The organism is Methyloversatilis discipulorum (assembly GCF_018780585.1).
Taxonomy (GTDB): Bacteria; Pseudomonadota; Gammaproteobacteria; order Burkholderiales; family Rhodocyclaceae; genus Methyloversatilis; species Methyloversatilis discipulorum_B.
Genome location: NZ_JADMJL010000024.1, coordinates 65,661 through 79,949, shown reverse-complemented (window position 1 = coordinate 79,949; position 14,289 = coordinate 65,661). Strand labels below are relative to the sequence as shown.

The window sequence follows — 14,289 nt, the reverse complement described above, 5'->3', positions numbered from 1 at the left end:
GAAACACTCCAGAGATTGCGGTAAACCAATGATTTTAGCCGAAGCCGGCCGTTCGGCGGCGGTCCTGGCCTACCTGCCGCGTTAAAATCACCGCATGAGCGAACGTATCTGGAAACCCAACGTCACCGTGGCCGCGCTGATGGAAGATCGCGGCCGCTTCCTGATGGTGGAAGAGCACACCTCCGGCGGACTCATGCTGAACCAGCCCGCCGGTCATCTCGAAGAAGGCGAATCGCTGGTAGAGGCCTGTGCCCGCGAGGCCATGGAAGAGACCGCCCATCCCTTCGAGCCGCGCGAACTGGTCGGCGTTTACCAGTGGCGGCGGCCGGACGGCGAAGTGACCTATCTGCGCTTCGCCTTTGCCGGCGATGCCGGCGAGCAGATCGCCGGCCGTGCGCTGGACGACGGTATCGTCCGCGCGATCTGGATGACGCCGGCCGAAATCGAGGCCAGTCGGGCCCGGCATCGCAGTCCGCTGGTGTGGGCCTGCGTGCAGGACTGGCTGGCCGGCGTCCGTCTGCCGCTGACGGTCGTGCGGCACTTTTCCTGATGCACCGTGCCGCTTGCCTGCTGACGCTGCTGCTGAGCGTGACGGTCGCACGCGCGGATCACGCGACCGCCCTCGACGTCTGCTTCAACTACAGCTGCCTGACGACGCAGACCGTCCTCTACAGTGAGGCGCACATGCGGTCGCTGCGCAACGAACTTATGCTGGCGGCCGATGCGGCGGAAGAGCGTCTGCGGCTGCAGGACGCCATCGCCCGCATGTACCGCTGGGCCGGCGAGCAGTCGCCCATCCACGTCGACCGCGCTGGCGATTTCCTCGACGACGGAGCCTACGGCCGCATGGACTGCATCGATCATGCGCACACCACGGAGCGCATGCTGGAAGCGCTGCAGGCGGCGGGCGCGCTGCGCTTCCACCGCGCAGCCGGCATCGAGCGGCGACGCAGCTGGCTCATCATGCAGCACTTCAGCGCGACAATTGAACAGAACGACGGTGGTGGCCGCTGGGCGGTCGACACCTGGTTTCGCGACCACGCCGAGCCGGCGGTCGTGATGGACATCGAAACATGGAAGGATGGGGGTTACCCGGATGAATGAGGCACTGGCGGGTATCGCACCCGGAAATGGCGAAACCGTCGTCGTCGGCATGTCCGGCGGCGTCGATTCGTCGGTCTCGGCGCTGCTACTGAAGCAGGCCGGCTACAAGGTGGTCGGCCTGTTCATGAAGAACTGGGAAGACGACGACACCGACGACTACTGCTCGACGCGGCAGGACCTGATCGATGCAGTGTCGGCAGCCGACGTGATCGGCATGGACCTCGAAGTCGTCAATTTCTCGGCCGAGTACAAGGACCGCGTGTTTGCCAGCTTCCTGCGCGAATACCAGGCCGGCCGCACGCCGAATCCTGACGTGCTGTGCAACGCAGAGATCAAGTTCACCGCCTTTCTCGACCACGCGATGCAACTGGGTGCGACCCGCATCGCCACCGGCCACTACGCGCAGGTACGCGAGTTCGACGGCAGCTTCCAGCTGCTGAAGGGCGAGGACGGCACCAAGGACCAGAGTTACTTCCTGCACCGGCTGAATCAGGCGCAGCTGTCGCGCACGATGTTTCCGGTCGGTCACCTGTACAAGCGCGACGTGCGCCGCATCGCCGCCGATGCCGGACTGGCGAATGCGGCGAAAAAGGACTCGACCGGCATCTGTTTCGTTGGCGAGCGGCCGTTCCGCGAATTCCTGCAGCGCTATCTGCCGGTGACGCCGGGCGAGATCCGTGATCTCGACAGCGAGCGCGTGCTCGGCCGGCAGGAGGGCCTGATGTATCACACGATAGGCCAGCGCAAGGGCTTGGGCATTGGCGGCCTGAAGGGCATGGCGGACGACGCGGGCGAGCACGAGGCCTGGTACTCGGCGCGCAAGGACATGGACAAGAACGTGCTCTACGTCGTGCGCGGCCACGATCACCCGGCGCTGCTGTCAGGCCGGCTGGTGGCGAGCGACCTGTCCTGGGTGTCGGGCCGCCCGCCGCACACGCACTGGGTGTATGCGGCGAAGACGCGCTACCGCCAGCCGGACGCGCCGTGCAGCATCGACGCGGTCGATGCCGAACGCTGTGAAATCGTGTTCGCCGAGCCGCAGTGGGCGGTGACGCCGGGGCAGAGCGTCGTGGTTTATGAGAGCAAGGTGTGCCTGGGCGGCGGCATCATCACCGGGGCCACGCCAGCGGCCTGAACGCCGCCTTCGAGGTCCGGCCGCGCGGCGCGTCGGACCGCCGTTGCTTACTCGTGCGGCACCGTATCGGCCAGCGAGGGGCGCTGCATCAGTTTTTCCTGCAGGCGGGCGAGATTGGGATGGGCGGCACGCCAGTCCAGCTCAGGCATGCGGAAATCGAGGTAGCCGAGTGCACAACCGACCGCGATGTCGGCCAGTGTGATGCCGTTTCCGTGGCACCAGGCCCCGTCGCCGAGGTCTTCCGCCAGTGCGACCAGCGCGCGGTCGATCTTGACGCGGTGGCGGGCGATCCAGCCCGCGCTGCGTTCGTCGTCCGGGCGGCGGCGCTCGAGCACGATGGTCACGGTCGCGTCGGTCATGCCGTCGGCCAGTGCCTCCCAGCGCTTGACCAGCGCGCGTTCGCGCGCGGTCGACGGCAGCAGCTTGTTGTTCGGCGCCACACCGTCGAGGTATTCGACGATCACGCGCGAATCGAACAGGCGGGTGTCGTCATCGAGCAGCAGCACCGGAATCTTGCCCAGCGGATTCAGATCGGGCACGCCGCTGTTGTCCACCCAGGGCGAGTCGATCACGAATTCGCAATCGATCTTCTTTTCGGCGAGCACGACGCGCGCCTTGCGCACGTAGGGGCTGGTGAGGGAACCGACGAGTTTCATGGACAGCACCGTTTGACGACGCCGGAATTATAGCGTCCCGCTTCCGGCGACCGCGCCGGGCGCGTCGTGAGCACATGATAAAATTCGTGCTGCGTTGCACGACGCGTGTGCGTCGGGCAATCCCTTTCCCTTCTTTCCGCAGGTTCCTCATGAGTGCCCACACCCTTTCCGCGCTGTCGCCGCTGGACGGCCGCTACGCTGCCAAGCTCGACCCGCTGCGCGGCCATTTCAGCGAATACGGCCTGATCCGCAACCGCGTCCGCGTCGAGATCGCCTGGCTGTGCGCGCTGGCTGCCAGTCCGCAGATCGCCGAGGTGAAGGCTTTCTCGCAGGCCACGCTGGACGAGCTCGCTACGGTCATCCGCGATTTCGGCGTCGATGACGCCGCCGCGATCAAGACCATCGAGGCGCGTACCAATCACGACGTGAAGGCGATGGAGTACTGGCTCAAGGAACGCCTGGCGAAGAACGCCGAAGTGACCGGCGTGTCCGAGTTCATCCACTTCGCCTGCACCTCGGAAGACATCAACAACGTGTCGCACGCGCTGATGCTGAACGAGGCGCGTGCCGAGGTACTGCTGCCGGCACTCGACGCGGTGATCGAGCGTTTGCGCGGCATGGCGCACGAACTGGCCGACGTTCCGATGCTGTCGCGCACGCACGGCCAGCCGGCCAGCCCGACCACGCTGGGCAAGGAAATGGCCAATATCGCCGCACGGCTGATGCGCGCCCGCGCGCGCATCGCTGCGGTCAGCCTGACGGCCAAGTTCAATGGCGCGGTCGGCAACTACAACGCCCACCTGTCCGCCTACCCGGATGTCGACTGGTCGCAGTTCAACCGCGAATTCATCGAATCCTTCGGCCTTGAGTTCAATCCCTACACGATCCAGATCGAGCCGCACGACGCGATGGCCGAACTGTTCGACGCGATGGGCCGTGCCAACACCATCCTGCTCGACGCCGCACGCGATTTCTGGATGTACATCTCGCTCGGCTACTTCAAGCAGAAGCTGAAGGAGGGCGAGATCGGCAGTTCCACCATGCCGCACAAGGTGAACCCGATCGACTTCGAGAACGCCGAGGGCAATCTAGGCCTGGCCAACGCGGTGCTGCGCCACCTGTCGGAAAAGCTGCCGGTGTCGCGCATGCAGCGTGACCTGACCGACTCGACCGTGCTGCGCAATATGGGCGTGGCCTTTGGCTACAGCGTGCTGGCGCTGGATTCGCTGTCGCGTGGTCTGGGCAAGCTGCTGGCCGAACCGGCGGCGCTGGCGGCCGACCTCGATGCCTGCTGGGAAGTGCTGGCCGAGCCGGTGCAGACCGTCATGCGCCGCTACGGCATCCCCAATCCGTACGAACAGCTGAAGGAACTGACGCGCGGCCGCGGCATCACGCGCGAAGGCCTGCAGGCCTTCATCGCCCAGCTCGACCTGCCGCAGGCCGAGCGCGACCGTCTGCTGGCGATGACGCCGGCAAGCTATATCGGCGACGCGGCCCGTCTGGCCCGCGCCATCTGATTGATTGCGGAGAAACGAAGATGAGTTTTGCGGAAACCCTGAAGACGCTGCCCGGCGTGTCGCACCTGTCGGCGCTGCAGCTTCTGGACGCGGCCGGCGAAGTGGTCGCCACCATCGACAACAAGCCGGGCCAGGCCGGCTCGCTGGCGGTCTACAACCACCTCGCCCAGCTTCACGGTGCGATCACGCCCGATGCGGCGAAGCAGGCGCTGGACATCTACGCCGAGCACACCGTCGATGCGCGGGCCAATCCGGGCAAGCACCCGAACATCGACCGCCTGATCGCGCTGATCGACAGCGGCCAGACCTTGCGCGTGAAGCAGGTGTTCGCCCAGCCCTGATCGCAGCGCATAGACAAAAAGAAACCCGGCCACGGCCGGGTTTCTTTTTGGGTGCAGGGTCTGTGCTCAGACCACCGCTTCCTGCTTCTGCTTGACCGGTTTCGCCAGTTGCTCGCGCTTGACGCCCAGCCACATGACCAGCGGGCAGGCGACCAGCACCGACGAGTAGATGCCGAAGCAGATACCGATGGTCAGTGCGACCGCGAAGTAGTGCAGCGCCTCGCCACCGAACAGCAGCATCGACAGCACCATCATCTGCGTCGAACCGTGGGTGATGATGGTGCGCGAAATCGTGCTGGTGATCGCGTGGTCCAGCACTTCGGGCACGCTCATCGTACGCTTGCGTGCGTTGCGGAACACTTCGCGCACGCGGTCGAACACCACCACCGACTCGTTCACCGAATAGCCCAGCACGGCCAGCACCGCCGCCAGCACCGGCAGCGAGAATTCCCACTGGAAGGCGGCGAAGAAGCCGAGGATGATGACCACGTCGTGCAGGTTGGCGATGATGGCCGACACAGCGAAGCGCCACTCGAAGCGCATTGCCAGGTAGATCACGATGCCGATGATCACCAGCATCAGCGCCAGCGAGCCGTCGGCGGCCAGTTCCTTGCCGACCTGCGGACCGACGTACTCGACGCGGCGCAGTTCGGGCTTCGCGCCCTCACCGGCCGACAGCGTGGCCATCACCTGCTGGCTCACCTTGGCCGAGTCGCTGTCCTTGACCAGCGGCAGGCGGATCAGCACGTCGCGTGCGGTGCCGAAGTTCTGCACCTGCGGGTCGCTGAAGCCGCTGTCGGTCAGCGACTTGCGCACCGCATTCAGATCGGCGGCCTCGCTGTAGGCGACTTCCATCAGCGTGCCGCCGGTGAACTCAACCGACAGGTGCAGGCCGCGCGTCGCGAGAAAGAACACCGCGAGCAGGAAGGTCACCAGCGAAATGACGTTGAACACCAGCGCATGGCGCATGAAGGGGATGTCGCGCCGGATACGGAAGAATTCCATGGCTGTTCAGCTTTCCTTGTATGCGGTTCAGGCGCCTGCGCCCGGTTTCCAGACGGTGCCGATCGACAGCTTTTCGAGCTTGCGGGCACGGCCATAGACCATGTTGACCAGTGCGCGCGACACCACCACGGCACTGAACATCGAGGTCAGGATGCCGAGGCAATGCACGACGGCGAAGCCGCGCACCGGGCCGGAGCCGAAGATGAGCAGCGCCAGACCGGCGATCATGGTGGTGACGTTGGAGTCGAGAATGGTCGCCCAGGCGCGCTCGTAGCCGGCGGTGATGGCCGCCTGCGGGCTGACGCCGTTGCGCAGTTCCTCGCGGATGCGCTCGTTGATCAGCACGTTGGCGTCGATCGCCATGCCCAGCGTCAGCGCGATGGCGGCGATGCCGGGCAGCGTCAGCGTGGCCTGCAGCAGCGACAGCAGCGCGATCAGGAACAGCAGGTTGGCAGCCAGCGCGGCGGACGAGATGAAGCCGAACACCATGTAGTAGCCGATCATGAACACGGCGATCGCGAGGAAGCCCCACATCGTCGAGTTGAAGCCCTTCTCGATGTTCTCGGCGCCGAGCGAGGGGCCGATCACGCGTTCCTCGATGATGTCCATCGGCGCAGCCAGCGCGCCCGAGCGGATCAGGATGGCCAGCGTATTGGTTTCCTGCGGGCTGAACTGGCCGGTGATCTGGAAGCGGTCGCCGAACTCGCCCTGAATGGTCGCCACCGAGATCGCCTCGCCGCGGCCCTTCTCGAACAGCAGGATGGCCATCATCTTCTTCAGGTTCTCGCGGGTCACCGTGCGCATGATGCGGCCGCCGGTCGAATCGAGCTTCACGGCGACGGCCGGGCGATTGGCGTCGTCGAACGAGGACTGCGCGGTTTCGAAGCGCTCGCCGGTCAGGATGACCTGCTTCTTCACCGGCACCTGGGTCACGATGCCGTTGCGCGCGCGCTCGGGATAGACCTCAAGGCCGTCCATATTCCCGCTGAGCATCGCCTCCTGGTCGACCAGACGCACTTCGAGCGTAGCGGTGCGGCCGATCAGGTCCTTGGCCTTGGCCACGTCCTGCACACCGGGCAGCTGGACGACGATGCGGTCCGCGCCCTGCTGCTGGATGATGGGTTCGGCCACGCCCAGTTCGTTCACGCGCTTCTGCAGCGTCAGGATGTTCTGCTTGATCGCCGACTCGCGGATGTCCTTCTCGGCGATTTCCTTCATGCGGCCGGTCAGCACGAAGTCGCCGCCGGATTCGCTGGTGGTCCAGGCCATGTCGGGCAGCACGCTCTCGACCGTGCCGCGCGCGGCGTCGCGGCCGGCGGCGTCGCGGAAACGCAGCGCGAGCGTGTCGCCTTCGCGGTTGATGCCGCCGTGACGGATGTTCTTCTCGCGCAGCTGGGTGCGCAGGTCGGACGCCATCGAATCGACACGCTTGGTGAGCGCGCCCTTCATGTCGACCTGAAGCAGGAAGTGCACGCCGCCGCGCAGATCGAGGCCGAGGTACATTGGCAGCGCACCGAAGGAGCGCAGCCAGGTCGGCGATTTCGACAGCAGGTTCAGCGCCACGACGTAGCGGGCGTCATTGGCGTCCGGGTTCAGCGCCTTTTCGAGCACGTCGCGCGTCTTCAGCTGAGTGTCGGTATCGGCCAGGCGCACGCGCACGCCGCTGTTGTCCAGCGTCAGGCCGGTGTGGGCGATGGACGCCTGCTTGAGCGTGTTCTCGACCTGCGACATCAGTTCAGCGTCGATGGTGACGCCGGTGCGCGCCGTCGACACCTGCACGGCCGGGGCTTCGCCGTAGAAGTTGGGCAGCGTGTAGATCAGCCCGAGCAGCAGCGCCACGATCACCAGCGCGTTTTTCCAGAGCGGGTAGCGGTTCATTGCGAGGCGGGAATCAGGAGGGGAAATGCCGGCGGCGCTCGCCACCGGCCGGGCCGGAATGGCTTACAGCGCCTTCAGCGTGCCCTTGGGCAGCACGGTCGATACAGCCTGGCGCTGCACCGCGACTTCGACATTCGGTGCCAGTTCGACGGTGATGAAGTTGTCGCTCACCTTGACGATGCGGCCGGCGACGCCACCCTGGGTGACGACCTCGTCGCCCTTGGCCAGCGCTTCGACCATGGACTTGTGTTCCTTGGCGCGCTTCATCTGCGGGCGGATCATCAGGAACCACAGCACGACGAACATCAGGACGATGGGCAGCAGGCCCATGATGCCGCCGGTGGGATCGGCGGCGCCGGCGGCTTGCGCGTAGGCGGGGGAAATGAGCACGGTGGTCTCCGGTTGGACTTATTGGAAAGCTCGCGAGTATATCAGCGGCGTCGTACACGCCTCGACACACAGGATTTGCTCACATATGGGCCGTCGCACACCTCAGACGCCGCGTGCCCGCTCGGCCAGGAAGTCAGCGGCCCATTCGGCGTAACGCCCGAGCTCGATCGCCTCGCGCGCCTCGCGCGTGAACTGCTGGTAGAAGTGCAGGTTGTGCAGCGTGTTCAGGCGCGCGCCCAGCATTTCGTTGCAGCGGTGCAGGTGGTGCAGGTAGGCACGTGTGTAGTGCGTGCAGGTGTGGCACTCGCAGGAGGCGTCGAGCGGCGCGGTGTCGTCCTTGTAGCGCGAGTTCTTCAGCTTGATGTCGCCGTAGCGGGTGAACAGCCAGCCGTTGCGCGCGTTGCGGGTCGGCATGACGCAGTCGAACATGTCGATGCCGTAGCCGATCGCATGCACGATGTCCTCCGGCGTGCCGACGCCCATCAGATAGTGCGGTGCATCCTGCGGCAGCCGGGGCGCCGTGTGCGCGAGGATGCGCTGCATGTCCTCCTTCGGCTCGCCGACCGACAGGCCGCCGATGGCGTAGCCGTCGAAACCGATGTCCTTCAGTCCGGCGAGTGACTCGTCGCGCAGGTCTTCATGCATGCCGCCCTGCACGATGGCGAACAGCGCATTCGTGTTGCCCAGCGTATCGTGCGCGTCGCGCGAGCGCTGTGCCCAGCGCAGGCTGAGCCGCATCGACTCGGCCGCGGTCGCCTGATCGGCCGGGTAGGGCGTGCACTCGTCGAAAATCATCACTACGTCGGAATTCAGGTCGTGCTGGATGCGCATCGACTCCTCCGGCGTCAGCATCAGCTTGTCGCCGTTGATCGGGCTGGCAAAGCGCACGCCTTCTTCGGTGATCTTGCGCAGCGCGCCGAGCGAGAACACCTGGAAACCGCCGGAGTCGGTCAGGATGGGCCGGTCCCAGCCCATGAAGCGGTGCAGGCCGCCGTGCTTGCGGATGATGTCGGTGCCCGGTCGCAGCCACAGGTGGAAGGTGTTGCCGAGCACGATGCGCGCGCCCATGTCCCGCAATTCGGCCGGGTCCATGCCCTTGACGGTGCCGTAAGTGCCGACCGGCATGAAGACGGGCGTGTCGACAGTGCCATGCGCCAGCGTGACGCGGCCGCGGCGGGCGAGACCATCGGTGGCGAGCAGTTCAAACTTCATCGGAATCCTTCATGCGCGCCGGAATGAACATGGCGTCGCCGTAGCTGAAAAAGCGGTAGCGCTGCGCCACCGCGTGCGCGTAGGCCGCGAAGATGCGGCGTCGGCCGGCCAGCGCAGAGACCAGCATCAGCAGCGTCGACTTCGGCAGGTGGAAATTGGTGAGCAGGCCGTCGATCACGCGGAAGTCGTAGCCGGGCGTGATGAACAGCCGGGTGTCGCCGCTGCAGGCGACCAGCGGGCCGTCGCCGCAGGCGGCGGCCGCCGATTCCAGGCAGCGCAGGCTGGTGGTGCCGACGGCGATCACACGGCGGCCGGCTGCCCGGGTGTCGGCGATGGCCTGCGCGGTGTCGGCCGACAGCTGGAAGCGTTCGCTGTGCATCCGGTGCTCGGCAAGGTTTTCGACACGCACCGGCTGGAAGGTGCCGGCGCCCACGTGCAGCGTCACCCGCGCGATGCGCACGCCGCGCGCGGCGACCGCGGCCAGCAGCACCTCGTCGAAATGCAGGCCGGCGGTGGGTGCGGCGACCGAGCCGGTTTCGCGCGCGAACACGGTCTGGTAGCGCTCTTCGTCGGCTTCCGCCGCCGCGCGGTCGATGTAGGGCGGCAGCGGCAGGCGGCCGTAGCGCTCCAGCAGATCGAGCAGCGGTGCGTCGGCCGGACCGCGCAGCACGAAGAACTCGCCATCGCGTCCCAGCACCTCCAGGTCGAAGGCGTTCTCCATGCGCAACCGGCTGCCGGGTCTGGGCGTCTTGCTGGCGCGTACCTGGGCCAGCGCCTCGTGCTCGCCGGTCAGCCGCTCGATCAATACCTCGACCTGCCCCCCGCTGTCCTTCTGGCCGTACAGGCGGGCGTGCATCACACGCGTGTCGTTGAACACCAGCAGATCGCCGGGGTCGAGCCATTGCGGCAGGTCGCGAATGCCGGCGTCGGTCGGCGCGTCGCGGCCGACGACGAGCAGGCGGCTGGCACTGCGCTCGGGCAGTGGCGCCTGCGCGATCAGTTCGTCGGGCAGGTCGTAATCGAAGTCGGAAAGCGTGAGCACGGCGTCGGACGGGGCTGAGAAGCGCGAAAAACCGCGCATTGTACCGCCCGGCGACTTGCCGGACGGCGTCGGTCGCCCGCATAATCCGGCCCTCTTCCCTGCCGGGATGGCGGAATCGGTAGACGCAGCGGATTCAAAATCCGCCGCCGCAAGGTGTGGGGGTTCGAGTCCCCCTCCCGGCACCACGACGTGCACAGGTATACTTGCGCGTTTTTCACGCGCATCCCTCTTTTCGTGCAGGTCTTCCGCGCAATCCCGTCCGTTGCAGACACACCGGTCGCGCTGACCATCGGCAATTTCGATGGCGTGCATCTCGGCCACCAGACACTGCTCGCGCAGTTGTCCGAGAAGGCGCGCGCGCTTGGCGTGCCTGCGGCAGTGATGACCTTTGAGCCGCACCCGCGCGAGTTCTTCATGCACGAGCGGCGGCCGACGCGGCTGACCAGCCTGCGCGAAAAACTCGAACTGTTCTGCGCGGCGGGCGTCGATCGCGTGTATGTGTGTCGCTTCAACGCGCGTTTCGCCGCGCTCGGCGCGCAGGCCTTCATCGACGAACTGCTGGTGCGCGGGCTGGCGGTGCGCCACCTCATCATTGGCGACGATTTCCGCTTCGGTCGCGGTCGCGAGGGCGACTTCGAACGACTGCGTGCGGCCGGCGAGCTGCACGGCTTCTCGGTTGCAAGCATGGATACCGTCGAGATCGGCGGCGAGCGCGCCTCCAGTTCAGCCGTGCGCGAAGCGCTGGAGCAGGGCGACCTGGCGCGCGCCGAGCGCCTGCTTGGCCGCCCGTACGCGATCAGCGGCCGCGTCGAGCACGGGCAGAAGATCGGCCGCCAGCTGGGCTTTCCGACCGCCAATATCCAGCTCAAGCACCGTTCGCTGCCGCTGGCCGGCATCTACGCCGCGACCGTCACCGGTGGCGGTCTGGTGAATGCGCCGGGCGCAGCCAGCGTAGGCGTGCGCCCGACGATTGCCGATGGGCTGCGCCCGACCTGCGAGGTCTATGTGCTAGACCGCGAGGTCGACCTGTACGACCAGCACGTGTCCGTGCGCTTTTGTCACAAGCTGCGCGACGAGGCGCGCTACGAAGGCCTGGAGGCACTGCGCGAAGCGATCGCGCAGGACGTGGCGAACACCCGCGCGTGGTTCGCCCAGAACCCGATTTCCGAAGACTGAACCTGGCTGATCAAGATGGCTGATTACCGCACGACGCTGAACCTGCCCGACACTGCCTTCCCGATGCGCGGCGACCTGCCCAAGCGCGAACCCGGCTGGGTTCAGCAATGGCAGCAGACACAGCTCTACAAGCGCATCCGCGAAAAGGCTGCTGGCCGTCCGAAGTTCGTGCTGCACGACGGCCCGCCGTATGCGAACGGCGATATCCACCTCGGCCACGCGGTGAACAAGATCCTGAAGGACATCATCGTCCGCTCGAAGACGCTGGCCGGTTTCGACGCGCCTTACGTGCCGGGCTGGGACTGCCACGGCCTGCCGATCGAGCACCAGATCGAGAAGAAGCACGGCAAGAACCTGCCGGCTTCCGAAGTGCGCAAGCTGTGCCGCGCCTTCGCCGGTGAGCAGGTGGAGATCCAGAAGAAGGGCTTCATCCGCCTCGGCGTGCTGGCCGACTGGGACCGCCCCTACCGCACGATGGACTTCGGCAACGAGGCGGGCGAAATCCGCGCGCTGGCCGAAATGGTGAAGAAGGGCTGGGTGTATCGCGGCCTGAAGCCGGTGAACTGGTGTTTCGACTGCGGATCCGCGCTGGCCGAAGCGGAGGTCGAGTACCAGGACAAGGGCAGCCCGGCGGTCGATGTCGGCTTTCCGATCAGTGAGCGCGAACGCGGCCGTCTGGCCGCCGCCTTCGGTCTGGCCGAACTGCCGGCGGGCAGCGTGCATGCGGTGATCTGGACCACCACGCCGTGGACCATCCCGGCCAACCAGGCGCTGAACATGCACCCGGAGCATGTGTATGCGCTGGTGCAGACCGCCGCCGGCTGTCTGGTCCTGGCCGAGGCGCTGGTCGAACAGAGCCTGAAGCGCTTTGGCCGCGAAGGCCGCGTGCTGGCCACCGTCACCGGCGACAAGCTGGAGCGCATCGCCTTCCATCACCCGCTGTACGAGCGCGAGTCGCCGGTCTTCCTGGCCGACTACGTCGGCCTCGACGCCGGTACCGGCATCGTGCATTGCGCGCCGGCCTATGGCGTGGACGACTTCAACTCCTGCATGAAGAACGGCCTGACCGTGGCCGACGTGCTGAACCCGGTGCAGAGCAACGGCGTGTACGCCGAATCGCTGCCCTTTTTCGGCGGCCTGCACATCTGGAAGGCGAACCCGGTCATCGTGGACAAGCTGGTCGAGGTCGGCGCGCTGTTCTCGCACGAAAAGATCCAGCACAGCTACATGCACTGCTGGCGCCACAAGACGCCGCTGATCTACCGCGCCACCGCGCAGTGGTTCGTCGGCATGGACCTGAAGCCGGAAGGTGGCCCCAGCCTGCGTGAGTCGGCGCTGAAGGCGATCGAGGACACCGCCTTCTACCCGGACTGGGGCAAGGCGCGACTGGCGGCCATGATCGCCAACCGGCCGGACTGGTGCATTTCGCGCCAGCGCAACTGGGGCGTACCGATTCCGTTCTTCATCCACCGCGAGAGCGGCGAACTGCATCCGCGTACGGTCGAACTGATGGAAGTGGTGGCGCAGCGCGTGGACGCCGAAGGCATCGACGCCTGGTTCAATCTGGATGCCGCCGAATTGCTGGGCGCCGACGCGGCGCAGTACGAGAAGATCAGCGACACGCTGGACGTGTGGTTCGATTCCGGCGCGACCCACTGGCACGTGCTGCGCGGCTCGCACGCCGATCTGGCGCGCACCGACGGCGGCCCGGTCGCTGATCTCTACCTCGAAGGCTCGGACCAGCACCGCGGCTGGTTCCACTCGTCGCTGCTGACCGGCTGCGCAATCGACGGCCAGGCGCCTTACAAGGCGCTGCTGACGCACGGCTTCACGGTCGATGCGCAGGGCCGCAAGATGTCGAAGTCGCTCGGCAACGGCATCGAGCCGCAGGAGGTGGGCAACAAACTGGGCATCGAAATCCTGCGCCTGTGGCTGGCCTCGACCGACTATTCGGGCGAGCTGTCGATCTCGAAGGAAATCCTCGACCGCGTGGTCGAAACCTATCGCCGGCTGCGCAACACCGTGCGCTTCCTGCTCGCCAACATCGCCGATTTCGATGCGCAGGCCGACATGCTGCCGGCCGACCAGTGGCTGACCATAGACCGCTACGCGCTGGCGCTGACCCGCGACCTGCAGGCACGTGTGACCGCCGATTACGAGCAGTACGAGTTCCACCGCGTGGTGCAGGCGCTGCAGCACTTCGCGTCGGAAGATCTCGGTGCTTTCTACCTCGACGTGCTGAAGGACCGGCTCTACACGACCGCCCCCGGCTCGCACGCCCGGCGTTCGGCGCAGTCCGCGCTGTGGCACATCACGCACACCCTGGTGCGGCTGTTGGCGCCGGTGCTGGCCTTTACCGCCGAGGAAATCTGGACCGTGCTCGGCGACAGGTCGGCCGACAGCGTCATGCTGACCACCTGGCACGCGCTGCCGGAACAGGCGGACGAGGCGGCCTTGATGGCGCGCTGGACGCGTATCCGTGCGCTGCGTGCGGAATCGGCCCGCGTGCTGGAAACGCTGCGTTCGGAAGGCGGCATCGGTTCGTCGCTGCAGGCGGAAGTCGAGGTGCGCGCCGCTGGCGAGTTGCACGACGACCTCGCGTCGCTGGGTGACGATCTGCGCTTCGTGCTCATCACCTCGGCCGCGACGCTGAAGAAGGTGGCGAGCGAGGCGGAGCAGGGCGTCACGGCGACGCCAAGCGCGCACGTGAAGTGCGCCCGCTGCTGGCATTACCGCGCGGACGTCGGCAGCAATGCCGGACATCCGGAACTGTGCGGCCGTTGCGATGCCAATCTGCATGGTGCGGGCGAAGCCCGCGAACACGCCTGAAGCC

At 66.4% G+C, this 14,289-nt stretch carries 13 protein-coding genes and 1 tRNA gene; 8 read left to right on the top strand and 6 right to left on the bottom strand.

The genetic code is table 11. The features are described 5' to 3' along the window. The first annotated feature begins 94 nt into the window (after positions 1-94). From IV112_RS12225 to mnmA, 3 genes are read left to right on the top strand one after another with little or no spacing between them, the layout of a single operon-like run. Positions 95-550 carry an NUDIX hydrolase gene (locus tag IV112_RS12225; RefSeq protein WP_020163740.1) on the top strand — a complete coding sequence of 152 codons (456 nt, stop codon included), beginning with the start codon at positions 95-97 and terminating at the stop codon, positions 548-550. Next, entirely contained in the window at positions 550-1,104 is a 555-nt protein-coding gene (locus IV112_RS12220) for a hypothetical protein (protein ID WP_304003773.1), read from the top strand. Before IV112_RS12225 ends, IV112_RS12220 begins: the two co-directional genes overlap by 1 nt. Next, positions 1,097-2,239, top strand: coding sequence for a tRNA 2-thiouridine(34) synthase MnmA (mnmA, locus tag IV112_RS12215; protein ID WP_304003772.1), 1,143 nt, complete (start codon positions 1,097-1,099; stop codon positions 2,237-2,239). Before IV112_RS12220 ends, mnmA begins: the two co-directional genes overlap by 8 nt. Positions 2,240-2,286: 47 nt before the next feature. Here the strand turns inward: mnmA and IV112_RS12210 are convergent, their stop codons facing one another. Further along, complete coding sequence (locus IV112_RS12210; protein WP_304003771.1) at positions 2,287-2,895, bottom strand: glutathione S-transferase; 609 nt, start codon at positions 2,893-2,895, stop codon at positions 2,287-2,289. 149 nt (positions 2,896-3,044) lie between these two features. Between IV112_RS12210 and purB the strand changes: the two genes are divergently transcribed. Both purB and IV112_RS12200 read left to right on the top strand, forming a co-directional pair. Next, positions 3,045-4,412, top strand: a complete 1,368-nt coding sequence (purB, locus tag IV112_RS12205) for an adenylosuccinate lyase (RefSeq protein ID WP_304003770.1) — start codon at positions 3,045-3,047, stop codon at positions 4,410-4,412. 20 nt (positions 4,413-4,432) lie between these two features. Further along, positions 4,433-4,753, top strand: a complete 321-nt coding sequence (locus IV112_RS12200; RefSeq protein ID WP_304003769.1) for a DUF2322 family protein — start codon at positions 4,433-4,435, stop codon at positions 4,751-4,753. 66 nt (positions 4,754-4,819) lie between these two features. Here the strand turns inward: IV112_RS12200 and secF are convergent, their stop codons facing one another. From secF to queA, 5 genes are all read right to left on the bottom strand, one after another. Beyond that, positions 4,820-5,758: a protein translocase subunit SecF gene (gene secF / locus IV112_RS12195; RefSeq protein WP_304003768.1), complete on the bottom strand. Its 939-nt coding sequence runs from the start codon at positions 5,756-5,758 to the stop codon at positions 4,820-4,822. A gap of 27 nt (positions 5,759-5,785) precedes the next feature. Beyond that, positions 5,786-7,636, bottom strand: a complete 1,851-nt coding sequence (gene secD, locus IV112_RS12190; protein ID WP_304003767.1) for a protein translocase subunit SecD — start codon at positions 7,634-7,636, stop codon at positions 5,786-5,788. A gap of 63 nt (positions 7,637-7,699) precedes the next feature. Then, positions 7,700-8,026, bottom strand: a complete 327-nt coding sequence (gene yajC / locus IV112_RS12185) for a preprotein translocase subunit YajC (protein WP_019919264.1) — start codon at positions 8,024-8,026, stop codon at positions 7,700-7,702. Between the two features lie 102 nt (positions 8,027-8,128). Continuing rightward, on the bottom strand, positions 8,129-9,238 hold the full coding sequence (gene tgt / locus IV112_RS12180) for a tRNA guanosine(34) transglycosylase Tgt (protein WP_304003766.1): 1,110 nt from the start codon (positions 9,236-9,238) through the stop codon (positions 8,129-8,131). Then, positions 9,228-10,319, bottom strand: a complete 1,092-nt coding sequence (gene queA / locus IV112_RS12175; RefSeq protein ID WP_304003765.1) for a tRNA preQ1(34) S-adenosylmethionine ribosyltransferase-isomerase QueA — start codon at positions 10,317-10,319, stop codon at positions 9,228-9,230. The genes tgt and queA overlap by 11 nt, the downstream gene beginning before the upstream one ends. Positions 10,320-10,380: 61 nt before the next feature. Between queA and IV112_RS12170 the strand changes: the two genes are divergently transcribed. The 3 genes from IV112_RS12170 (at position 10,381) to ileS (ending at position 14,285) form a co-directional block, all read left to right on the top strand. Beyond that, positions 10,381-10,465 (top strand) — tRNA-Leu (locus IV112_RS12170). Between the two features lie 49 nt (positions 10,466-10,514). Next, positions 10,515-11,456 (top strand): bifunctional riboflavin kinase/FAD synthetase, encoded by a 942-nt coding sequence (locus IV112_RS12165; protein WP_304003764.1) that lies wholly within the window; start codon positions 10,515-10,517, stop codon positions 11,454-11,456. A 15-nt stretch (positions 11,457-11,471) separates the two neighbouring features. Then, positions 11,472-14,285, top strand: a complete 2,814-nt coding sequence (gene ileS, locus IV112_RS12160; protein ID WP_304003763.1) for an isoleucine--tRNA ligase — start codon at positions 11,472-11,474, stop codon at positions 14,283-14,285. Positions 14,286-14,289 lie beyond the last annotated feature (4 nt).